This window comes from Micromonospora sp. LOL_015 (assembly GCF_048060275.1).
Classification (GTDB): domain Bacteria; phylum Actinomycetota; class Actinomycetes; order Mycobacteriales; family Micromonosporaceae; genus Micromonospora_E.
In genome coordinates this window covers 251,347-272,048 of record NZ_JBHMIO010000003.1, presented here as the reverse complement: position 1 = coordinate 272,048, position 20,702 = coordinate 251,347, and the positions used below count along the sequence as shown (strand labels likewise).

Below are 20,702 nucleotides of genomic sequence, written 5' to 3'. Positions count from 1 at the left end.
GACCGTCCTGCCCCACCGGACCAGCTGAACCAGCTCTTCTCGGTAGGCATCGCGGCCAGCCCACTGCGGATGGCCACTCAGTAGATCGGGGAAAGTGAATGAGAAAGTGGAGAATCAACGCCGCCGTGGCGTCCGTCGGGGCCGTGCTGCTCGCGTCGGCCGCGGTGGCCGCCGCGACCCCGGCCGCTGCGGCCGCCGGATGCTCGGTCAACTACGCGGTGTCGTCGCAGTGGCCGGGTGGGTTCGGCGCCAACGTGACCATCACCAACCTCGGTGACCCACTCACCGGCTGGAGCCTCACCTGGTCATTCGGTGCCGGCCAGACGGTGACGCAGGCATGGAACACGACGTTGACCCAGAGTGGGGCGGCGGTGACCGCCAGGAACGTCAGCTACAACGGTGCCATCCCGACAAACGGTACGACCTCGTTCGGCTTCAACGGGTCGTGGAACGGCAGCAACCCCGCTCCCACCAGCTTCGCGTTGAACGGAGTGGCCTGCACTGGCGGTACGGTGCCCACCACCGCACCGCCGCCGACCACCGCACCGCCGACCACCGCACCGCCCAGCACCGCACCGCCGACCACCGCACCGCCGACCACGCGGCCGCCGACCGGGCCGGCCGACATCACGGTGAACAGCTCCACCAGGTACCAGACCGTCGACGGTTTCGGAGCCGCCACCTGGATCTGGGGCAGCAGCACCTGGTCGACGGCCGAGACCCAGACCCTGGTCGGGCTGGGCCCCGATCAACTGGGATTGTCGATCATCCGGACCGGCATCTCACCTGAGTCCGGCGAATGGTCGAACCAGGTCAACGCCCTGCGCACGGCGAAGTCGTACGGCTCCGACGTGAAGATCCTGGCGTCACCGTGGACGGCACCGGCGGCCTGGAAGACCAACAACAGTCGGATCAACGGCGGCAAGCTGCGTACCGACTACTACGACGACTACGCCAACCATCTGAACAGCTACGTCCAGTACATGCGCAACCAGGGCGTGACGGTCGACGTCACCTCGGTGCAGAATGAGCCGGACTGGCACCCGAGCTACGACTCGATGGACTGGAGCGGAACCGAGCTGCGCAACTTTGTCCGCGACCACGGGTGGCGGGTGCAGAACACCGAGCTGATGGTCGCCGAGGCGGTCAACCTGAACTACAGCTACACCGATCCGACCCTCAACGACGCAGGCGCGCGCAACAACATCGGCTACATCGGTGGGCACCTGTACGGCCTCGAGTCCTCGGGCCGATTGAAGCCGTACAACCTGGCCAATCAGCACGGCAAACCGGTGTGGATGACCGAGTGGAACCATCACGAGGCCGACGGCAGCGGCTCCAACATCTGGGGCGACCCGAGCAACCAGGCCGTCTGGGACGAGACGCTCGACGACATCATGCGTACCGTGCACCGGACGATGGAGGCCAACTGGACCGCCTACATCTGGTGGTACGGCAAGCGGTTCTACTCGTTCATCGGTGACGGTGAATCGGCCTACGGCACCACGGCCGGGGAACCGCTCAAGCGCGGATACGCGTTCTCCCAGTACGCCAAGTACGTGCGCCCCGGCTACCAGCGGGTCGCCCTGACGAAGAGTTCCAAGGCGTCACCGCTGGAGGTGACCGCCTACACCGGGGACGGGAAGACCACCCTGGTGGTCCTCAACCGCTCGAACAGCGCGGTGAACGGTGCGGTGGTCCAGGCCCCGCAGAACGTGACACGGGCGGAGCACTACCTCACCTCGCGGTACTCGAATGCGGCCAGCCAGTCGGTCGGGGTGAACGGCCAGCAGGTCACCGTCAACGTGGGCGCACGCAGCATCTCCACCGTCGTGCTCACCCACTGAAACCTCCGGCGCCGGTGCGGGTTCCTAGCCGCACCGGCGCCGGACACGTCGGCCGCTGCCGGCTACTGTCCGATCCGGCCCCGACCTGCCAGTCTGGAAGAGCGAAAGGCAGCATTCGGGCCGGGAGGCGGTCATGGCGGTCAACGACAGAGCGGATCGACAAGACCCGACCGACCGGGGCTACCCGTCGTCGGTGTCGCGGACCACGTTGTTCTGGTACGCGTTCGCGTCGTCCTCGCTGGTCGGTTGGTTCCTGTTCGGCTGGCTGGTGCTGCGTCAGGGCTTCGTCGACTCGGTGGGCGAGGCGCTCGGCACTGGATTCGCCCTGCTGCTCGCAGTATCGGTGATCGAGGCGGCCCGCCGGCACCGGCACGACGGTCGGCCCACGGGCTGAGCCCCGGGTCGCCGGGCGTACCGATCGGGAGCACATGCTGCGCGGTCAGTCAGTCGTGCACCACCGCAGCGGTCACCCGTTGTAGCGCGAAGGTGTGCAGCGTCTCGGTGCGCTCGTCCTCGGCCCGCAGGAAACCCCCGCCGATCGACACCGGACGGACCAGCCGGGAAGCGGCGGCGCCGTGCGCGTCCACATAGCCCACCCAGACCAGCGCCTTGTCCCGTACCGCCTGCTGCAACACGGCCAGCGCCTGCGAGTGCGCCTGTACCGCAGCCAATCCGTCGACCGTCTGCCCGGTGGCCGCCCGGATCGGGCCGGGTGTACGCCGTACCGCCCGGGCCGCCGCCTCCCCGCGACGCAGCTGCTCGACCAGACCGCTGATCCGGGGCGCGGTCAGCTTCGGCGCGGCCAGCGGATCGACCGACCGTAACGTCACCGGATGCCGCACCGGTGCCCGCCGGGCTCGGGGCCGGCCAGTACGCAGCGCGGCCCCGGTGCCGTCCTCCGGCACCGGGGCGTAGCCAGCCTGTCGTAGTGCCTCCAGCATCCGGCCGGCGGGCACCACACAGACCAGCACCGTCGGCGCCAGCCGGCGCAGTGACAGGGCGGCCAGCCGGCGGTCGGCCAGCACGGTGGCCAGCAACGCCTCGTCGTCGCTGCGCAGATAGCCGCCGGCTGATCCGGCGCGCAATCCGCCATGGGTACGGGCTGAGTCGTCGATCAGGTAGGTGAGGCCCTGCGGCACCGGGGTGCGGGACCGCCGGGCGAACAGCTCATGCAGCTCGGCCGCCTGGTAGCCGGCGTCCAACGCCCGACGCACACTTGCCGGCGTGACCCGGTGAACGCTGGCCGCCCCGGTCGACTCCGGCTCGGCGACCAGCTCCAACTCGGCAGCCAGGGCCGGCTCCGGTGGGCCGGGCACCACCACGGTCAGGTCGGCCTGCACCAGGACGTGGTCCACCGGGGACGGCAGCAGGTCGGCCAGCGCGCGTTCCGCCGCCGAAGCCGCACCTCGGTGCTCTCGTTCGGTGGCCCGTACGCCGAGCGGATCGTCGTCGGCCGAGATGTCCCGACCGTCCCGGCCCTCTCCGGCGAGCAGCGAGCGGCCGTACCCGGTCAACACGCCCAGCCCGGTGACGCCCAGTTGAGCCGCCTCGTCGAGGACCTCGCGGTGCAGGTCGTCGCGGCCCCGGCTGCGCCGTGGCGCCTGCCAGGCGAGCAGCGAGAGCACTTCGTCGGCGGTCGGCGCGGCTCCCGGCGGCAACCCGGCCAGCACCCCCAGCACGGTACGGCGTACCGGCGGCGCGCCGGCCCGCTCCACGTCGGTGGACAGCGCGGTGATCGGCCGGTCCCGGTCGTCCCGTCGGCCGATCAACCCGGCCCGCCGGGTCATCGCCAGCCACGCCCCGACCAGCCGCTCCCACCGCCGGGCCACCGGCTCGTTGATCCACTGGTCGTAGCTGCCGGTCGGCAGGATCTGCTGGTCGACGGCGGTGCGGCTGGCCGAGGCGGGCAGTTCGGCGGCACCGACCAGCCCGGCGGCGTACCCGATCTCGATCAGCAGCCCGGCCAGCGACTCGCTGACCCCACCGGCGCGGGCCAGTCGGCGCAGCTCCCGTACCCCGATCCCGCCGGTACGCAGCAGCGGCGCCGGCTCGGCAGCCAACGCCTCCAGCAGCGCGCCGGCCTGCCGGACCACCTCCATCGCCTGCCCGGCACCGGTCGAGTCCACCACCTTCGGATCGCGCTCGGCGGAACCGGCCGCAGGCGGGTCGGGGCGCAGCGCGCCGAGCGGCCCGGTGTCCCGGCGCAGCAGCAGCCCGACCTCGCGGGGCAACTCCACGGCCTGGCTGCCGGCCGTGGCCGGCGCGTCGGTGACCACCGCCAGCAGACCGGCCTCGACCAGCCAGCGCACCGGACTCACCCCGTCGCCCGGACCGCCGCCGGCTGGTGTGTCGGCGGCTTGAGCGCTGGTGGCCGGGGTGGCGGTAGCGGAAGTCACCGTGCCGAGCGGCGGGCCGGCGGCGAGTCGGTCGAGCACTGCCCGGGCCGATGGTGGGGCGCTGAGCAGTGTCCGGCGCAACGCGGCCGGGTCGGCGCACCGTCGCGCGACCCGGTCGTCCAGGTCGGCGGCGGGCCGGCCCAGCCCTGCCGGGTACGGCGAACTCGCCTCGTCCACCCCACCGGCGACCCGGAACCGGCCGGCCGACCCGTACAGCAGGCAGCGGGCCAGCAGCCGGCCCACCGCCGCGCGGACCTGAGCCGCGGTCGCCCCGCTGCCCGGCACAGTGGCCATCGCCAGCACCGCGTCCAACTCGACGGCGGCGTCGGCGGCGTCGGTCGAACCGGCCGAGCCGTCCCGGGCCGACGGCTCCCGACACAGTCGCGCGGCGTCCAGGATTCGCAGGGTGAACTCGTCCAGGTCGTCGAGCGCACGGGCGGAGGAGACCCGGGACTGGGCCCGGGCGGCCAGCGTGGTGATGTCGGTCGGCGCCGGCACCACCAGGTCCGGACGCAGGCGCAACAGGTCACCCAGCTCGGCGTCGGAGCGGGAACGCAGGTGGTCGGCGAGTGTGTTGGCCATGGTTGTTCCACGCTAGCCCGCCGGACGCCTCAGGTGGCCTCGGCCGTCCGGAGCAGATGCGCCGGCTCGGGAGTCGCCCGCATAGGCTCACCCTCCGGCCGCCACCCGACCGGCCATCCGCCGGCCGGATCCACCCGTTGTGGCGGGCGCGACGAGGAAGGGACGTACACATGTCGCCGGTGGTCGGATTCGACCTGGACATGACATTGATCGACTCACGGCCAGGGGTCGCCGCCACCTACCGGGCATTGACCGAGCTCACCGGGGTGCAGGTGGACGCCGAGGTCGCGGTGTCGCGGCTCGGCCCGCCGCTGCGCCAGGAGATCAGCCAGTGGTTTCCGGCCGACCAGGTCGATTCCGCGGTCGAGCAGTTCCGGTCGCTCTACCCCCGTTACGCGGTCGGTCCGACCCTGCCGATGCCCGGGGCGGTCGCCGCGCTCGAACTGGTCCGGGAGCAGGGCGGGCGGGTGGTGGTGGTCACCTCGAAGCTCGGCCGGCTGGCTCGCCTGCACCTGGATCACCTGAGGCTGCCGGCGGACGAGGTCGCCGGGGACCTGTTCGCCGAGGGCAAGGCGGTCGCCCTGCGCGAGTACGCCGTACAGCTGTATGTGGGTGACCACACGGCGGACATGGTGGCCGCGCGGACCGCCGGGATACCGGGTCTCGGGGTGGCCTCCGGCCCCTGTTCGGCGGCTGAGCTGCGGTCCACCGCAGCGGCTGCGGTGATCGACGACCTGACCGGATTCCCGGCGGCGGCCGGCGCACTGCTCCGGCTAGCCTGGTGAGGTCAATCCTGCGAGTGAAGTCGAGGTCAGTGGTGCCGACGGGTCGAGTGAAATGGTACGACGCGGGAAAGGGGTACGGGTTCGTCACCAGTGACGAGGGTGGCGACGTGTTCCTGCCCAAGGGTGCGTTGCCGGCTGGCGTCACCGACCTCAAGTCCGGGCAACGGGTGGAGTTCGGGGTGGTGGACAGCCGGCGCGGCGCGCAGGCGCTCGGCGTACAGCTGCTGGAGCCCCCGCCGTCCGTCGCCGAGCTGCGTCGGCGACCGCCGGAGGAGCTGCACGGACTGGTCGAAGACATGATCAAGGTGCTGGAGGCCAAGGTCCAGCCGGACCTGCGGCGGGGCCGGTTCCCGGACCGCAAGACGGCGCAGACCGTGGCCCAGCTGGTGCACGCGGTCGCCCGCGAACTGGAGGTCTGACCCGCGGTCGCGGTCCCCGGACCGCAGTGGTCGACTGTCTACCGCCGCCGTGACTGGTCGTCGGGCGGCGGCGCGAGCAGCCCTGCCGTCGGTGGGGTGAGCCCTTGCGCCGCCGCCCGGTCCAGTAGCGCGGCGACCGCCGCGTACCCGTCGGCACCGAGGTCGGCGGTGAATTCGTTGACGTACAGCCCGATGTGCCGGTCCACCACGTCCGGCTCCATCTCCTGGGCGTGGGCCAGCACGTAGTCCCGGGAGGCGCCCGGATCGGTCCAGGCCAGTCGCACCGACTCGCGTACCCAGCCGGTCGCCTGCGCCGGGTCGACGACGCCCCGTCGGGCCAGGATCGCGCCCAACGGGATCGGCAGCCCGGTGTCCGACTCCCACCACGCTCCGAGGTCGACCAGCGCGGTGAGCCCGTACCGCTGGTAGGTGAACCGCGCCTCGTGGATCACCAGGCCGGCGTCGTACCGGCCGGCGGCGACGCCGGGCATGATCTCGTGGAACGGCACGACCTCGATCCGGGCCGGCGGCCGACCCGCCGACCAGAGCCGGAACAGCAGGTACGCGGTGGTCCGCTCACCGGGTACGGCGACAGTTGCCCCGGTCAGGTCGCCGGCCGCCCAGCGGCCCTCTCCGGCCGTACCTCCGGTCAGCAGCAGCGGGCCGCAGCCCCGGCCCAACGCACCCCCGCAGGGCAGCAGATGGTAGTCCGGCAGCAGCCAGGGCAACGCAGCGAAACTGACCTTGACCAGGTCGAACTCGCCGCGTTCGGCGGCGGAGTTGGTGACGTCCACGTCGGCGTACCGGACGGTGACCGGCGGGGCGTCCGACACCAGCCCGTGCACCAGGGCGTGAAAGACGAACGTGTCGTTGGGGCAGGGGGAGAAAGCCAGCCGCAGGGTCACGTCAGCCACGGTAACTGGCGCTCCGGCTGGTCAGCGCGCTGGCCGCCGTGGTCAGCGCGGCCAGCGCCGACGGGATCCGCCAGCCGGCCCGGTCGCGCGGGCCGACCGGGTTGGAGATGGTACGCAGCTCTGCGAAGGGCAGCCCGGCCAGCTCGGCGGCCCAGGCCACCCCGTACCCCTCCATGGCCTCGGCCACCGCGTCGGGGTAGCGGCAGGTGAGCGTCCCGGCGGTCGTCGCGGTGCCGGTCACGGTGTTCACCGTCAGCACCGCGCCGGGTACGGCGTCCGGCAGCACCGCCCGCAGCCAGCCGGTGAGCGCGCCGTCGGCGGGGGCGACCGCGGTGCCGAAGCCGAGTTCGTCGATCGTCAGGAACCCGTCCGGCGACTCGGCGCCGAGGTCGGCCGCGACGCTGCGGGTGGCGACGGCGATCTGCCCGACGGCGATCCGGTCGGGGAATCCGCCGCCGATCCCTGCGCTGACCACCGCGTCGTACGGGCGTCCGCTGCTCGCCGCGAGTGCCAGCTGCCGGCTGGTCCCGGCGGCGGCGGCCGCCGAACCGACCCCGACCACCGCGATGTCGACCGCTCGGTCGGCTGTGTCGCCCGTCGTGCCGCCGCCCGCTGCCGTGCTGCTACCGGCTGTGCTGCTGCCCGCTGTGCCGCCGCCCGGGGCGATTCCGCGCCGGAGGGCGACCGCCTCGGCCTCGACCGCGGTCACGATCAGAATCCGCACCTGCCGCACCCTACCCACCGCGCCTTCCTGGACCTACCGGTCGCCGGGCAGGGTCGTTGCCCGGCGACTCGTCACCTGCCCGTGGGTCAGCTTCCGCTGTCCGGCCCGTCGGGTCGATCGTCCTCGGCCGCGCGGCGCAGCGTCGACGACGGGCGGTAGATGTGGAATCCGGGTGGCGTCGGATCGTCGTCGTCGGCTTGGCCGTCGGCCCGGTCGTCGTCGCGGTGACCGGCGGGTGCGCCGGCGGCCGGGACGCCGACCGGCTCGGCACCGACCGGGCCGGTGCCGCCCTGCCCAGCGCCGACCGGTGCCGGCGGTGCCGGCGTCGGCGGGGCGGGTCGCGGACGTGGTCGGATCCGGGCCGGGACGATCGACCGGCGGGCGCGTGGCGGAACAACCGTGCCGCCGTCGTCGGGTGAGCCGGCTTCGGGCGTACCGGGATCGGCGGTGCCTGATTCGGCGGTGCCAGGTTCGGGCGGGTCCGGGACGTCGTCGGCTGCGTCGACCGGTCGGCCGTTGAGCCGGTCCTTGCGCTGCCGGCCGGCGACGGTCATCGCGCGGGCGGCGGCGAGTATGCCGAAGCCGGCCGCCGCGATGACACCGACCCGGCCGTCCACCGGGATCAGCCCGAACGCACCACCGGCGACGAACGACAGCATCAGAATGGTCTCGGAGTGGGCGAATGCGCTGGCCCGCAGCCGTTCCGGCAGCCGCTCCTGGATGGTGGCGTCCACCGCGAGCTTCGCGATGCCGCTGATGATCGCGGTGACGAAACAGAACAGCGCCACCATCAGCAGCGAGAACTGCAGGGTGGCGAGTACGCCGACACCGGCCACGATCACCAGCCCGCTGGACTGCAGGGCGAGTGGACGGTTGATCCGCATCCGGCTGCCGATAGCGGTGGCGGCGAAGCTGCCGGCGGCCAGTGCCGCTCCGACCAACCCCAGCGCGCCCTCGTCGCCGAGCTGCTGACCGACGATCACAGTGGTCAGGTCGCCCGCCTTGATCGCGAAGGCGAGGAAGAGCAGCAGGAAGCCGTAGAGGCAGCGCAACGTGCCGCTGCCGACCAGGGTGGCGATCACCAGCCGGCTCCCGGTGAGGATCCGCTGCCGGTCAATGCCCCGCCGTATCCCGAACACCCGGAACGCCCGTGGCACCCGCTCGGCGGGCTCGGAGTCGGCCCGAGGCGGTAGCCGCAGCGCGATCACCATGCCGACCAAAAAGATCACCGACGCGACACGCAGCGGCCACTGCGGCCCGAACCAGAACGCAGCCAGCCCCAGTGGTGCGACCAGCGCTCCGGCGATCGTGCCGTAGACGCTGGCCCTGGCCCCGGCCTGGGACAGCCCAAGCCCGGCTGGCAACAGCCGGGGCACGGCGGCGGAGCGGCCGACGCCGTACGCCCGGGACAGGGCGAGCACCCCGAACGCCGCCGGATACAGCCCGAACCCGTTCAGGTGGTCGGCGATCAACCAGGCCAGGAAGGCCCGGCCGAGCATGGTGGTGGCCAGTGCGTACCGCCGGCCGTGCCGGAAGTGGTCGAGCACCGGGCCGACCACCGGGGCCAGCAGCGCGAACGGGACCATCGTCACCAGCAGGTAGAGCGCCACGCTGCTGCGGGCCTCGCCGAGCGGCGCGCTGAAGAAGATGGTCCCGGCGAGTCCGATCGTGATCAGGGTGTCCCCGGCGCAGGAGGCGGCGTGCAGGTCGAACAGGCGCGACATGCCCGGTTCACCGCCCGCCCCGCGGTGGCGTACCTGCAGAACCTTGTGTCCGGCCCAGCGACCGCTGTGCGCCGTGCCGCGCAGCACCGCGCGGGTGCCGCGGAAGGCGGTCCCGGCCGTGTGCCCGAGCGAGCGAAACAGCCCCATGCGCCCATCCTCACCTATCCGCAGCTGTCCCGTCTCGGGCTGTGCCGGTTTTCGCGGTCGCGGGTCCGGGTCGGCAGGGGAGTGCCTGGCGACAACGAGTCGCTGTCGGCGGGGGAGTGCCTGTCGGCGGTGCCGGCCGGTAGGCAACAATGGGACGGTGACCAGGAGCACCGCTCGTGCCGCCCGCCTCGACTCGGTCTGTGCCAAAGCCGTCGACGTGGCGTACGCCGCGCTGACCGACGCGGTGGATCCCGCCGAGGTCGGCGAGCACCTGCAGGCAGTCGCCGAAGGCGACCGGCTGGTGACCCACCTCTTCGACTGCCATCTTGCCGGGTACCAGGGCTGGCGGTGGGCCGTCACCGTGACCCGGGTGTCTCGCAGCCGGCAGGTGACCGTCTGTGAGACGGTGCTGCTGCCCGGTCCGGACGCGTTGCTGGCACCGGGTTGGCTGCCCTGGCACGACCGGTTGCAGCCCGGTGACCTGGGCGTCGGTGACCTGCTGCCGACCTCGTTCGACGACGACCGGCTCGCGCCCGGTTACCTGCAGTCGGACGACCCGGCCGTCGAGGAGGTCTCCTGGGAGCTCGGGCTCGGCCGGAGCCGGGTGATGTCTCGCGAGGGCCGCGCCGACACCGCGCAGCGCTGGTACGACGGCGAACACGGCCCGCAGGCACCGATCTCGGTCGCCGCGCCGGACACGGCCCGCTGCGGCGCCTGCGGGTTCTACCTGATGCTGGCTGGGGCGCTGCGGCAGGCGTTCGGGGTGTGCGGCAACGTGTACGCACCGGACGACGGCCGGGTGGTGAGCGTGGACCACGGCTGCGGCGCGCACTCGGAGACGCTGACCGGCCCGGCGGTGACTCCGGTGGACGAGCTGCCCACGGTTTACGACGACGGCGAGGTCGAGACGGTCACGGTGCGTTCGGGTCCGGCCGGCGACTGACCTGGTCGGCGTGGCGCCGTCGCCGGTTGGCGTCGTGCCGCAGCATCACCGCGAGCCCGGGCAGCCCGAGCAGGAGACCGGCCAGGCAGGTCCAGAGCCAGTCGGTACGCCCGGTGTCGGCCAACCAGTCTCGGGCGAGCAGGCAGACCAGCCCGGCGACGGCCCAGGCGATCATCCCGCCGACGGCGAACGGCACCATCGGTGGGTCCAGTGGCGCCGGTCGGGGCGCCCTCGGCAGCCGCACCGGGCCGGTCGGGGCGTCCGGCGGGGTCATCAGCGGCGAGTCGGGCACCTCACCAGGGTACGTCCCGGTTGATCGGGACCGCCGCGACGGGCCGGTCGACCCGGACGGCGGGCTGAGTCGGCCGTCGATGTCGCGGACGTAACCGGATGGACCTTCGCCGGTAACAGCTGATCTGAGACGATGCGCGCAACCTATCGACCTTATGATCAGCTGTGAGGATCCATGGCGACAGTGCCGGCAGAGACAACCGGGCCGACCCCGGACCCCAGCCCACGTAACGCGTTCGACCGCTTCTTCGAAATCACCGCCCGCGGCTCCACCCCCGGCCGCGAGGTACGTGGCGGACTGGCCACCTTCTTCACGATGGCGTACATCGTGGTGCTCAATCCGTTGATCCTGGGCAGCGCGGTCGACGGCGAGGGCGCCGCGCTGGCGATCCCGGCGATCGCCGCCGCGACCGCCCTGATCGCCGGGCTGATGACGCTGCTGATGGGGGTGGTCGCCCGGTTCCCGCTGGCGCTGGCCGCCGGTCTCGGGGTGAACGCCCTCGTCGCCTTCGAGATCGCACCGCAGATGACCTGGGCCGACGCGATGGGCCTGGTGGTCATCGAAGGCGTGATCATCCTGGTCCTGGTGCTGACCGGGCTGCGTACCGCCGTCTTCCGGGCCGTGCCCACCCAGCTGAAGACCGCCATCGGAGTCGGCATCGGGCTGTTCCTTGCGTTGATCGGCTTCGTCAACGCCGGGTTCGTCACCGGCGGCACCGCGTCACCGCCGCTCGGCCTGGGCATTAACGGCATGATCGCCACTTGGCCGGCGTTCGTCTTCGTACTCGGTCTGCTGCTCACCCTGGTGCTGGTGGTCCGGAAGGTACGGGGTGCGATTCTGATCGGCATCCTGGGCTCCACCGTGCTGGCCATCGTCGTCGAGGCGATCGGCGGGTTCGGGCCGGCCGGCGGTCCGGACGGCCGAGCGGGCGGTTGGGCGTTGACCGTGCCGAGCCTGCCCGACCAGGTCTTCGGCATGCCGGACCTGTCGCTGCTCGGCAACTTCTCCGTGCTGGGCGCGTGGGACTCGGCGACCTGGCTGATCGCCCTGATGTTCGTCTTCACCCTGCTGCTGACCGACTTCTTCGACACGATGGGCACCATGGTCGCGGTCGGCCAGGAGGGCGGCATGCTCGACGCCGAGGGGATGCCGCCGAGGACCCGGGAGATCCTGGTCGTCGACTCGATCGCGGCGGCGGCAGGCGGCATGGCGAGTACGTCGAGCAACACCTCGTACATCGAAAGCGCCGCCGGGGTGGCGGAGGGTGCCCGGACCGGGGCGGCGAACCTGGTCACCGGCGGGTTGTTCCTACTGGCCGTCTTCCTGTCCCCGCTGGTCGAGGTGGTGCCGTTCGAGGCGGCGTCGACCGCGCTGGTGGTGGTCGGCTTCCTGATGCTGACCGCGGTGCGCACCATCGACTGGACCGACTACGAGATCGCCATCCCGGCCTTCCTCACCATCGTGCTGATGCCGTTCACCTACTCGATCTCCAACGGGATCGGCGCGGGAGTGATCACCTTCGTGCTGATCAAGCTCGTGAAGGGCCGTGCGGCGCAGGTGCATCCGCTGCTGTACGGGGTGGCCGCGCTGTTCACCCTCTACTTCCTGCGGCATCCGCTGGAGTTGCTGATCGGCTGAGCCGACCGCCTCGTCGCTTCGCCTGCCGTCACCGGCGGTACCCTGGTGCCGCCGGTGACGGTGGTCATAACGGCTGGTCGATCGGTGTGTTCGTTAGTTAGGCTAACGAACGTGACGGAGTGGGCGGTGATGGGAGAGCGACAGGTCACGGCCGCGCAACTGGCGACGTCCCTGCGCGATGCCATCACCCGACTCAACCGGCGGGTCCGACGGGCCCGGCCGGTCGGCGATCTGACGGTCACCCAGCTGTCCGCGCTCACCAGCCTGGAGCTGGCCGGTGCGATGACGCCGCGGGAGCTGGCCGACATCGAGCGGGTCCAACCGCCGACGATGACCAGGATCGTCGCCAAGCTCGAGGAGCGCGGACTGGTGCAACGCACCCCGCACCCGACCGACGGCCGCCAGGTGATCCTGTCAGCCACCGAGTCAGGCCGCGAGGTGATCGCCGGGTTTGAGCGGATACGTGACGAGTGGCTCGCCACCCGGCTCGCCGCGCTGAGCCCTGCCGAACGGGACACGTTACGGCAGGCGGCGGAGATCCTGCAGCAGGTCGCCCGCGGCTGACGCGACAGTCGCCATCGGGTCCGCTTCGTCCCGTGTGGATGACGCGTACGATCCGAGGAGGCGCACCCCGAGTGCGGGCGACACTGAACACCACCTTTCAGTCCCTACAGGTCCGTAACTACCGGATCTTCGCAACCGGGCAGCTGATCAAGCTGATCGGTGTGTGGATGATGTTCATCGCGCAGGACTGGCTTGTCCTGCAGCTGTCGGACGACTCCGCCACCGCGCTCGGCGTGGTTGTCGCCCTCCAGTTCACCCCGGTGCTGCTGTTCACCCTGATCTTCGGCCGGCTCGCCGACCGCTACGACAAGCGGCTGCTGCTGTTCGTCGCCAACGCCATCTGGTGCGTGCTGGCCCTGGTGATGAGCGTGCTGGTGCTGACCGGCGTGGTGGCGCTCTGGCACGTCTTCGTCTTCGCCGGCCTGCTCGGCGTCGGTAACGCCCTGGAGACCCCGGTCCGGCAGGCGTTCGTCTCCGAACTGGTCGGGACCCCGCTGCTGCCCAACGCCCTCGCGCTGTCCTCGGCGACGTTCAACACCGCCCGGATCGTCGGCCCGGCCGTGGCCGGGCTGGCCATCGCGGCGTTCGACGTCGGGCCGGTCTTCCTGATCAGCGCGCTCGCGTCGACGGCCCCGCTGGTCGGACTGATCCGGATGCGCTCCGGCGAACTGCACCGAGTCGGCCTGCCGGTCGGAGCGCAGCGGGACGCCGCCAAGGTGGTCGACGGGTTGCGCTACGTCGCCCGCCGCCCCGACCTGATGCTGCCGATGGCCCTGATGGCCGTGCTCGGCCTACTGCTGTTCAATTTCCAGCTGACCCTCGCCGCGTTGGCGAAGACGGTCTTCGAGACCGGTGCGGCGTCGTTCGGCCTGTTCACCACGGCGCTCGCGGTCGGCGCGCTGGCCGGTGCCCTGGCCGCCAGCGGCCGGCGCGACCGGCCGTCGGTCTACGTCGTGCTGGGCAGCGCGTTGACCTTCGCCGGCCTCGGCACCCTGGTCGGGCTGGCCCCGACGTACTGGCTGGTGGTGCTCCTGCTGCTGCCGACCGGGTTCTTCATGGTCTACTTCGCGCAGGCCTCCAACCAGCGGGTGCAGCTCGGTGTCGACCCGGCGTTCCGGGGCCGGGTGATGGCGCTGTGGGTGCTGGTCTTCCTGGGCACCAACCCGGTCGGCGCACCGATCATCGGCTGGGTCGCTGAGCGTTTCGGAGCCGGGGCCAGCATCTGGCTGGGCGGCCTGCTGTCCTTCCTGACCGCCGCCGCCGCACTGGCCTGGCAGTTGCGGCGCACCGGCGGCCGGCTGCGGCTGAGGTGGGCACCGATGCCCCGGCTCTACGTACTGCCGGCCCGACCCGCGCCGGCCCATGCCGGAGCAGTCCGAGCCTGACCTCCTGGACCGGTACTGCCCGGGTCGGATCGGTCCCAGGCCGCCGGCGGCCGCCGACGGGTCAGGAACTCGCGCGGTCGGCCGGGCCGCTACCGAACAGGACGTCGTCCCAGCTCGGCAGTCGCTTGCGGGACTTGCCGGAGCTGTCGGCCGGGGTCTCGGTGGCACCGGACGCGGCGCGCCGGGGCCGCAGCACCGCCAGGGACGGCACCGCCGGGACCTCCTTGGGCGCGTCGGCGTCGTCGTCGAAGGCGGAACCCGTGCCGCCGCCGAGCAGGGCGGCGGCGCCGCCGGCCACCGGCCGCTGCCGGGGCATCTCGGCGTTGGCCGCCGGTTCCAGGCCGCGACCGGCCGCCGAACCGAGTGGTCGGTCCAGCGAGGCGAGCAGCGCGTCCCGCCCGGCCCGGATCGGGTCCCGGCTGGGTCGTGGCTGGTCACTCGGGGCAGCCGGGAGGCCGTGCCCGCCGCCCCGGCCCGGCTCGGCCCGCGACGGACCGGGCAGCGCGTGCCCGCCCCGCTCCGGCGCCGGCTCCTGACCGAGGATCTGGGTGGGCCGCTCAGTGCAGAGGTACTGCGCCATGTCGTCGTGCGGCGAGATCACCTGGCGGCTCTTGTCAAGCTCCCAGATGGCCTGGGCGGTGGCCTTGCCGGACGGCCAGGTGGCGATGATCCGCCAGGTGCCGTCGTCGCGCCGGTACGCGTCCCAGGAGATCTTCTCCGCGTCGATGCCGTGCTGGGCCAGCCGGCCGTCGACGACCTCGGCGAGCGGTGCACCCTTTTCGGAGTTCTTCAGCCTGGTACGCCGAGCGTGCTGGGCGAGCATGGCCCGCTCCTGCAGCACCGGTCCGGCGTAGCGCAGCACCCGGTCGACCGGCACCCCGGCGATCCGCGCGACGTCGTCGGCCGACTCGCCGGACCGGATCCGGGCCTGGATGTCCCGGGGGGACAGCGACGGCTGGGGATCGCCGGGCTGGCTGGCCACCGTCAACGTGGTCGAGCTGTCCGGGTCGGCCTGCACGGCGGTGGAGACGCGGTCGTCGATCGGTAGGGCGAGCAGTCGACCGACCTCGTCAGCGAGGACCAGGGCCTGACCGTCCTCGGAGAGGGCGACGAAGCGTACCGGGCGCATCGCGTTGCCTCCGTCCCGCTGAGCTGCCCCACGCCGCAAGGTCGACCCGCCCGCGACGTCCTCCGCACACGGTACGCCGATAAGTCACCTGATGGGAGTAGGCCACGCCGGGCATGTCGAGTGAGCTGCCCCGATCCGTCCACTGAGCGGGTCGGGTGGCGGACGGTGATCGAGCGTCGGCGATCACGGATGGTCGGTCGGCGGTTGATCGTCATCCTAGAGCAAACCGGCCGGTTCGGCGACAATCCACGCCGAACCGGCCTTATCGCCCGATATGCCTCAGAGTCGCTCGCTCACAAAGTCGACGCAGGCGGTCAACGCCTCGACGTCGGCCGGGTCGATCGCGGGGAACAGCGCCATCCGTAGCTGGTTGCGGCCGAGCTTGCGGTACGGCTCGGTGTCCATGATGCCGTTGGCCCGAAGTACCTTGGCGATCTGGGCGGCGTCCACTCCGTCGACGAAGTCGATGGTCGCCACCACGTTCGACCGCAGTGCCGGATCGGTGACGAACGGGGTGGCCACTGCGGACCGCTGAGCCCAGCCGTAGATCGCCGCCGCGCTCTCCGCCGTCCGCTTCGCCGCCCAGGCCAGCCCACCCTGGGCGTTCATCCAGTCGGTCTGCTCGGCGGCGAGGAAGATCGTCGCCAGTGCCGGGGTGTTGTAGGTCTGCTCCAACCGCGAGTTGTCGATCGCGGTAACCACGTCCAGGAACGCCGGGATGTACCGACCGGACGCCTTTACCTGGGCGGCCCGGTCCAGGGCAGCCGGCGACATCAGGGCCAGCCAGATGCCGCCGTCCGAACCGAAGCACTTCTGCGGGGCGAAGTAGTAGACGTCGGTCTCGGTCGGGTCGACCTCCAGGCCGCCGGCGCCGGACGTGGCGTCGACCAGCATCAGCGCACCGTCGTCGGCCCCGGCGACCCGCCGGATCGGCACCGCGACCCCGGTGGAGGTCTCGTTGTGCGGCGTCGCGTAGACGTCGACGCCCGCCTCGGCGACTAGGGTCGGGGCGCCGCCCGGCTCGGCCTTGTGCACCGTCGGCTCGCCGAGGAACGGCGCATCGCGTACCGCCTTGGCGAACTTGGCCCCGAACTCGCCGAAGCTGGCGAACTGCGCCCGGTCGCGGACCAGACCGAACGTGGCGACCTCCCAGAACGCCGTGGTACCGCCGTTGCCGAGAACCACCTCGTAGCCATCGGGCAGCGCGAAGAACTCGGCGATGCCGCGCCGCAGCCGGGCCACCTCGTCGCGGACGGTGCGCTGCCGGTGGGAGGTGCCCAGGTAGCTGGTGGCGACCTCGGACAGCGCCTCGACGGCTGCCGGGCGGACCTTCGACGGGCCGCAGCCGAATCTGCCGTCGGCGGGCTTGATCTCGTCTGGGATGCGGATGGTCGCAACGTCAGCCACGGTGGTCAGCAGTCCTTCCAGAGGCGCTACGGGTCGACCAATCCTTGCACCCGACCGGCTGGCCCCGGGGTGTGGTCCCACGTCTGTGACTGAGGCGTGCCCCACATCCCCCGGGCCGGTGCCGGTGGGATCCGTACCGGATCAGGACCGATGCCGGATCAAACGTCGTGCGGGACCGCGTCCCAGCCGGCGACCTGCTGCGGCTTGCGCGGCTGCGGGCCGACGTACCGGGCGGACGGGCGGACCAGCCGCTTGAGCCGCTTCTGCTCCAGGATGTGGGCGCTCCAGCCGCCCATCCGGGCGCAGGTGAACATCGAGGTGAACATGTGCGCCGGCACCTCGGCGAAGTCGAGCACCACCGCCGACCAGAACTCGACGTTGGTCGCCAGCACCCGGTCCGGCTTGCGGTTGTGCAACTCCTCCAGAGCGGCCTTCTCCAGCGCCTCGGCAACCTCGTAGCGGGGCGCGCCAAGCTCCTTGGCGGTGCGGCGCAGCACCCGGGCGCGCGGGTCCTCGGCCCGGTACACCCGGTGACCGAACCCCATCAGCCGTTCGCCGCGGTCGAGCACGCCCTTGACGTACGACTCGGCGTCGCCGCTGCGCTCGACGCCCTCGATCATGTGCAGCACCCGGGACGGGGCACCACCGTGCAGCGGTCCGGAGAGCGCGCCGATGCCCGACGAGATGCAGGCGGCGGCGTCGGCTCCGGTGGAGGCGACCACCCGGGCGGTGAAGGTGGAGGCGTTCATGCCGTGTTCGGCGGCGGAGATGAAGTACGCGTCGACCGCCTTGACGTGCCGCGGGTCGGGCTCGCCACGCCACCGGCGCATGAACCGCTCGACGATGGTCTGCGCCTTGTCGATCTCCTTCTGCGGCACGGCCGGCAGACCGAGCCCCCGGGCCGACTGGGCGACGAACGACAACGCGGTGACCGACACCCGGGCCAGGTCCGCGCGGGCCTGCTCGTCGGAGATGTCGAGCAGCTGGGACAGCCCCCAGTACGGGGCGAGCATGGCGACCGCCGACTGCACGTCCACCCGGATGTCGCCGGAGTGCACCGGCACCGGGAACGGCTCGGCGGGCGGCAGACCCGGCCCGAACCGGCCGTCGACCAGCAGTGCCCAGACGTTGCCGAAGGAGACCTGTCCGATCAGATCCTCGATGTCGACGCCGCGGTACCGTAGGGCACCGCCCTCCTTGTCAGGCTCGGCGATTTCGGTCTCGAATGCGATCACACCTTCGAGACCCGGTTTGAAGTCGGACATATGGCTCTCCTGGTGGGGATTTGGCGGTGCTGCCCGAGCGCCCGGTAGAACTGCTGCAGGCTGCCCTGAACGGCTTTCACTGACGTCCGTGTGCTGCGGTGACTGGTCGTTCGTACCCGGTGGGTGACCGGTTGTTCGTGCCTGGTGGGTACCCAGCGTAAGTTCGGTGCCAGGGGTAGCCCTAGTTCAGGAGAGCGACGTGACGGGAGACACACCACGACCGAGTCTGCCGCGTCGTGACTATCGCGGTGCCCCGGAACTGCGTCGCCGCGGCCTCGCCGTCGACTGGCACACCCAGTTCGCCCGGTGGTTCGCCGACGCGGTGGCGGCCGGGTTGCCGGAGCCGAATGCGATGGTGCTGGCCACGGCCGACGTCGATGGGCGACCGAGTACCCGGACGGTGCTGATGAAAGGGTACGACGAGACGGGGATCGTCTTCTTCACCAACTACCGGTCCCGCAAGGGCACCGAGGCCACCGACAATCCCTCGGTCAGCCTGCTCTTTCCATGGTTCGCGATGTCCCGGCAGGTGGAGGTACGTGGGGTGGTGGCACCGATCCCCCGGGCGCAGACCGAGGCGTACTTCGCCACCCGGCCGCGCGGCTCCCAGCTCGGCGCCTGGGCCAGCCCGCAGTCGCGGGTGGTGCCGGACCGCGCGGCGGTCGACGCCGGTCTGGCCGCCGCCCGGCGGCGGTTCCCGGAGCCGACCGCGGTGCCACCGCCGCCGCACTGGGGCGGCCTGCGGGTGACGCCGTGGACCGTCGAGTTCTGGCAGGGTCGGGCCGACCGGCTGCACGACCGGTTGCGGTACCGCCGGGATGCCGGCGGTGGCTGGTCGATCGAGCGGATCGCACCGTAGCGCAACCTTTAATTTACTCTTAGCTATTGTGGATCATTGGCCGGCGGGTGACCCGCGAGCTGGATCGAACCGTTATCGTCGCCGCATGGACAACGTCGATGCACGTCCGGGCCCGCCGTCCGGAGCGCAGTGGACGATCGCGGCGGACGGGCACGAGGCCGTCGTGGTCGAGGTAGGTGGCGGGCTGCGGGCGTACCGCGCCGGTGGGGTCGACTACGTCGACGGGTACGCCGAGGACGAGCTCTGTGTCGGCGGTGCCGGCCAGGTCCTGGCACCGTGGCCGAACCGGATCCGCGACGGCCGCTACACCTTCGCCGAGATCACCCGGCAGCTGCACCTGTCCGAGCCGGACCGGCACACCGCGCTGCACGGGCTGGTCTGCTGGCTGCCCTGGCAACTGATCAGCAAGACAGCCGACGAAGTGGTGGTCGGCTGTACCCTCTTCCCGCACCCAGGCTACCCGTGGTCGCTGGTGCTGCGTACCCGCTGGGCGGTCGGCGCCGACGGACTGCGGGTGACCCATCAGGTGACCAACGCCAGCGCCGAGCCGGCACCGTTCGGGCTCGGGGTCCATCCGTACCTGCGGCTGCCGGACACCGTCGTTGACGACCTGACCCTGCACCTGCCGGCCCGCAGCCGGCTGCTGGTGGACGGCCGGCTGCTGCCGATCGGTGCGGCGAAGGTGGCCGGTGGCGAGTACGACTTCACCAAGCCGCGGCGGATCGGTCCGGTGGTGCTGGACACCGCGTTCGGCGATCTTGACCGGGATTCGTCGGGCGGCTCCGCGGTCCGGTTGTCCAACCAGGATGGATCGGACGGCGTGACGCTCTGGGCCGACGCCGCCTTTGGCTGGTGGCAGCTGTTCAGCGGGGACACCCTCGCGGAGCCGCGCTACCGGCGGTCGGTGGCGGTCGAGCCGATGACCTGCCCGCCGGACGCGTTCCGGTCCGGGCGGGACCTGATCGTCCTGGCGCCGGCCGAGACCTGGCAGGCGAGCTGGGGCATCCGGCCGGGGCAGGAGCCGGCGGGACCGGGACCGGAGGGCCGGTGATGGAGTTCCGCGACGCGGTACGTAGGCGGCGGATGGTCCGCAACTACGATCCGGACCGCCCGGTACCGCCCGAGATCGTCGACCGGTTGCTGGAGCACGCCATCCACGCGCCGTCGGCCGGGTTCTCCCAGGGCTGGGGATTCCTGGTGCTGGACCGGCCGGACGACCGGGCGGCGTTCTGGGCGGCGACCACCCCGGTGGCGGCGGACCCGGACACCGAGCGGCGCAGCCGCTGGCTGGCCGGCATGACCCAGGCGCCACTGATCATCGTCCCGCACGCCAACCGGTCGGCGTACCTGGACCGGTACGCCCAGCCGGACAAGGGTTGGACCGACCGCGACGAGGCGCGCTGGCCGGTGCCGTACTGGCACATCGACACCGGGTTCGCGGCGCTGCTGATGCTGCTGACCGCCGTGGACGAAGGGCTGGGAGCCTGCTTCTTCGGCATCCCGCCGGAGCGCACGCCGAATTTCCGGGAGGCGTTCGGCGTGCCGGACGAGTTCGTCCCGATCGGTGCGATCACTGTCGGCTACCGGGCACCCGACTCGCGTTCCCCGTCGCTGCGTCGCGGTCGCCGTCCGGTCGACGAGGTGGTTCACCGTGGCCGGTGGAACGGTTGACCGGGGCCGGT

Annotated in this window: 19 protein-coding genes; 11 read left to right on the top strand and 8 right to left on the bottom strand. The window is 71.8% G+C overall.

Features of this window, described 5'->3' with window-relative positions:
• The first annotated feature begins 98 nt into the window (after window positions 1-98).
• Both ACFHWU_RS05350 and ACFHWU_RS05345 read left to right on the top strand, forming a co-directional pair.
• Window positions 99-1,847 carry a cellulose binding domain-containing protein gene (locus tag ACFHWU_RS05350; protein WP_416551126.1) on the top strand — a complete coding sequence of 583 codons (1,749 nt, stop codon included), beginning with the start codon at window positions 99-101 and terminating at the stop codon, window positions 1,845-1,847.
• A 133-nt stretch (window positions 1,848-1,980) separates the two neighbouring features.
• The gene (locus tag ACFHWU_RS05345) at window positions 1,981-2,241 is read left to right on the top strand and encodes a hypothetical protein (protein WP_416551127.1); all 261 of its coding nucleotides are present in this window, start codon (window positions 1,981-1,983) and stop codon (window positions 2,239-2,241) included.
• Window positions 2,242-2,290: 49 nt separating this feature from the next.
• On the opposite strand, the gene ACFHWU_RS05340 is transcribed toward ACFHWU_RS05345, so the two are convergent.
• Window positions 2,291-4,825, bottom strand: a complete 2,535-nt coding sequence (locus ACFHWU_RS05340; RefSeq protein WP_416589928.1) for a helicase-associated domain-containing protein — start codon at window positions 4,823-4,825, stop codon at window positions 2,291-2,293.
• Window positions 4,826-4,995: 170 nt separating this feature from the next.
• On the opposite strand from ACFHWU_RS05340, the gene ACFHWU_RS05335 reads away from it, so the two are divergent.
• Both ACFHWU_RS05335 and ACFHWU_RS05330 read left to right on the top strand, forming a co-directional pair.
• Complete coding sequence (locus ACFHWU_RS05335) at window positions 4,996-5,610, top strand: HAD family hydrolase (protein ID WP_416551129.1); 615 nt, start codon at window positions 4,996-4,998, stop codon at window positions 5,608-5,610.
• A gap of 32 nt (window positions 5,611-5,642) precedes the next feature.
• Window positions 5,643-6,029 (top strand): cold-shock protein, encoded by a 387-nt coding sequence (locus ACFHWU_RS05330; protein WP_416551130.1) that lies wholly within the window; start codon window positions 5,643-5,645, stop codon window positions 6,027-6,029.
• 38 nt (window positions 6,030-6,067) lie between these two features.
• On the opposite strand, the gene ACFHWU_RS05325 is transcribed toward ACFHWU_RS05330, so the two are convergent.
• The 3 genes from ACFHWU_RS05325 to ACFHWU_RS05315 form a co-directional block, all read right to left on the bottom strand.
• Window positions 6,068-6,943 (bottom strand): 1,4-dihydroxy-6-naphthoate synthase, encoded by an 876-nt coding sequence (locus tag ACFHWU_RS05325; protein ID WP_416551131.1) that lies wholly within the window; start codon window positions 6,941-6,943, stop codon window positions 6,068-6,070.
• A complete protein-coding gene (locus tag ACFHWU_RS05320) occupies window positions 6,936-7,676 on the bottom strand; it encodes a futalosine hydrolase (RefSeq protein ID WP_416589947.1) in 741 nt (246 codons plus the stop codon). Before ACFHWU_RS05320 ends, ACFHWU_RS05325 begins: the two co-directional genes overlap by 8 nt.
• A gap of 77 nt (window positions 7,677-7,753) precedes the next feature.
• Complete coding sequence (locus ACFHWU_RS05315; protein WP_416551132.1) at window positions 7,754-9,538, bottom strand: MFS transporter; 1,785 nt, start codon at window positions 9,536-9,538, stop codon at window positions 7,754-7,756.
• Window positions 9,539-9,623: 85 nt separating this feature from the next.
• Between ACFHWU_RS05315 and ACFHWU_RS05310 the strand changes: the two genes are divergently transcribed.
• The gene (locus ACFHWU_RS05310) at window positions 9,624-10,481 is read left to right on the top strand and encodes a DUF3027 domain-containing protein (protein WP_416551393.1); all 858 of its coding nucleotides are present in this window, start codon (window positions 9,624-9,626) and stop codon (window positions 10,479-10,481) included.
• On the opposite strand, the gene ACFHWU_RS05305 is transcribed toward ACFHWU_RS05310, so the two are convergent.
• Window positions 10,450-10,755: a DUF2530 domain-containing protein gene (locus ACFHWU_RS05305; protein ID WP_416551394.1), complete on the bottom strand. Its 306-nt coding sequence runs from the start codon at window positions 10,753-10,755 to the stop codon at window positions 10,450-10,452. The two genes, ACFHWU_RS05310 and ACFHWU_RS05305, sit on opposite strands and share 32 nt — an antisense overlap.
• Before the next feature lie 192 nt (window positions 10,756-10,947).
• Here ACFHWU_RS05305 and ACFHWU_RS05300 point away from each other — a divergent pair, with 192 nt between their 5' ends.
• The 3 genes from ACFHWU_RS05300 to ACFHWU_RS05290 all read left to right on the top strand — a co-directional run bounded on the left by ACFHWU_RS05300 (window position 10,948) and on the right by ACFHWU_RS05290 (window position 14,360).
• Complete coding sequence (locus ACFHWU_RS05300; RefSeq protein WP_416551133.1) at window positions 10,948-12,411, top strand: NCS2 family permease; 1,464 nt, start codon at window positions 10,948-10,950, stop codon at window positions 12,409-12,411.
• 129 nt (window positions 12,412-12,540) lie between these two features.
• The gene (locus ACFHWU_RS05295; RefSeq protein WP_416551395.1) at window positions 12,541-12,975 is read left to right on the top strand and encodes a MarR family transcriptional regulator; all 435 of its coding nucleotides are present in this window, start codon (window positions 12,541-12,543) and stop codon (window positions 12,973-12,975) included.
• A 71-nt stretch (window positions 12,976-13,046) separates the two neighbouring features.
• Window positions 13,047-14,360, top strand: a complete 1,314-nt coding sequence (locus ACFHWU_RS05290) for an MFS transporter (protein ID WP_416551134.1) — start codon at window positions 13,047-13,049, stop codon at window positions 14,358-14,360.
• Between the two features lie 61 nt (window positions 14,361-14,421).
• On the opposite strand, the gene sepH is transcribed toward ACFHWU_RS05290, so the two are convergent.
• The 3 genes from sepH to ACFHWU_RS05275 form a co-directional block, all read right to left on the bottom strand.
• Window positions 14,422-15,489, bottom strand: a complete 1,068-nt coding sequence (sepH, locus tag ACFHWU_RS05285) for a septation protein SepH (protein WP_416551135.1) — start codon at window positions 15,487-15,489, stop codon at window positions 14,422-14,424.
• A gap of 279 nt (window positions 15,490-15,768) precedes the next feature.
• Window positions 15,769-16,896, bottom strand: a complete 1,128-nt coding sequence (gene serC, locus ACFHWU_RS05280; RefSeq protein ID WP_416589927.1) for a phosphoserine transaminase — start codon at window positions 16,894-16,896, stop codon at window positions 15,769-15,771.
• A 158-nt stretch (window positions 16,897-17,054) separates the two neighbouring features.
• The gene (locus tag ACFHWU_RS05275) at window positions 17,055-18,161 is read right to left on the bottom strand and encodes a citrate synthase 2 (protein WP_123606312.1); all 1,107 of its coding nucleotides are present in this window, start codon (window positions 18,159-18,161) and stop codon (window positions 17,055-17,057) included.
• Window positions 18,162-18,360: 199 nt separating this feature from the next.
• Between ACFHWU_RS05275 and pdxH the strand changes: the two genes are divergently transcribed.
• The 3 genes from pdxH (at window position 18,361) to ACFHWU_RS05260 (ending at window position 20,691) form a co-directional block, all read left to right on the top strand.
• Entirely contained in the window at window positions 18,361-19,020 is a 660-nt protein-coding gene (gene pdxH / locus ACFHWU_RS05270; protein WP_416551137.1) for a pyridoxamine 5'-phosphate oxidase, read from the top strand.
• 85 nt (window positions 19,021-19,105) lie between these two features.
• Window positions 19,106-20,071 (top strand): aldose 1-epimerase family protein, encoded by a 966-nt coding sequence (locus ACFHWU_RS05265; protein ID WP_416551138.1) that lies wholly within the window; start codon window positions 19,106-19,108, stop codon window positions 20,069-20,071.
• Window positions 20,071-20,691: a nitroreductase family protein gene (locus tag ACFHWU_RS05260; protein WP_416551396.1), complete on the top strand. Its 621-nt coding sequence runs from the start codon at window positions 20,071-20,073 to the stop codon at window positions 20,689-20,691. Before ACFHWU_RS05265 ends, ACFHWU_RS05260 begins: the two co-directional genes overlap by 1 nt.
• The last annotated feature ends 11 nt before the right edge of the window (window positions 20,692-20,702 follow it).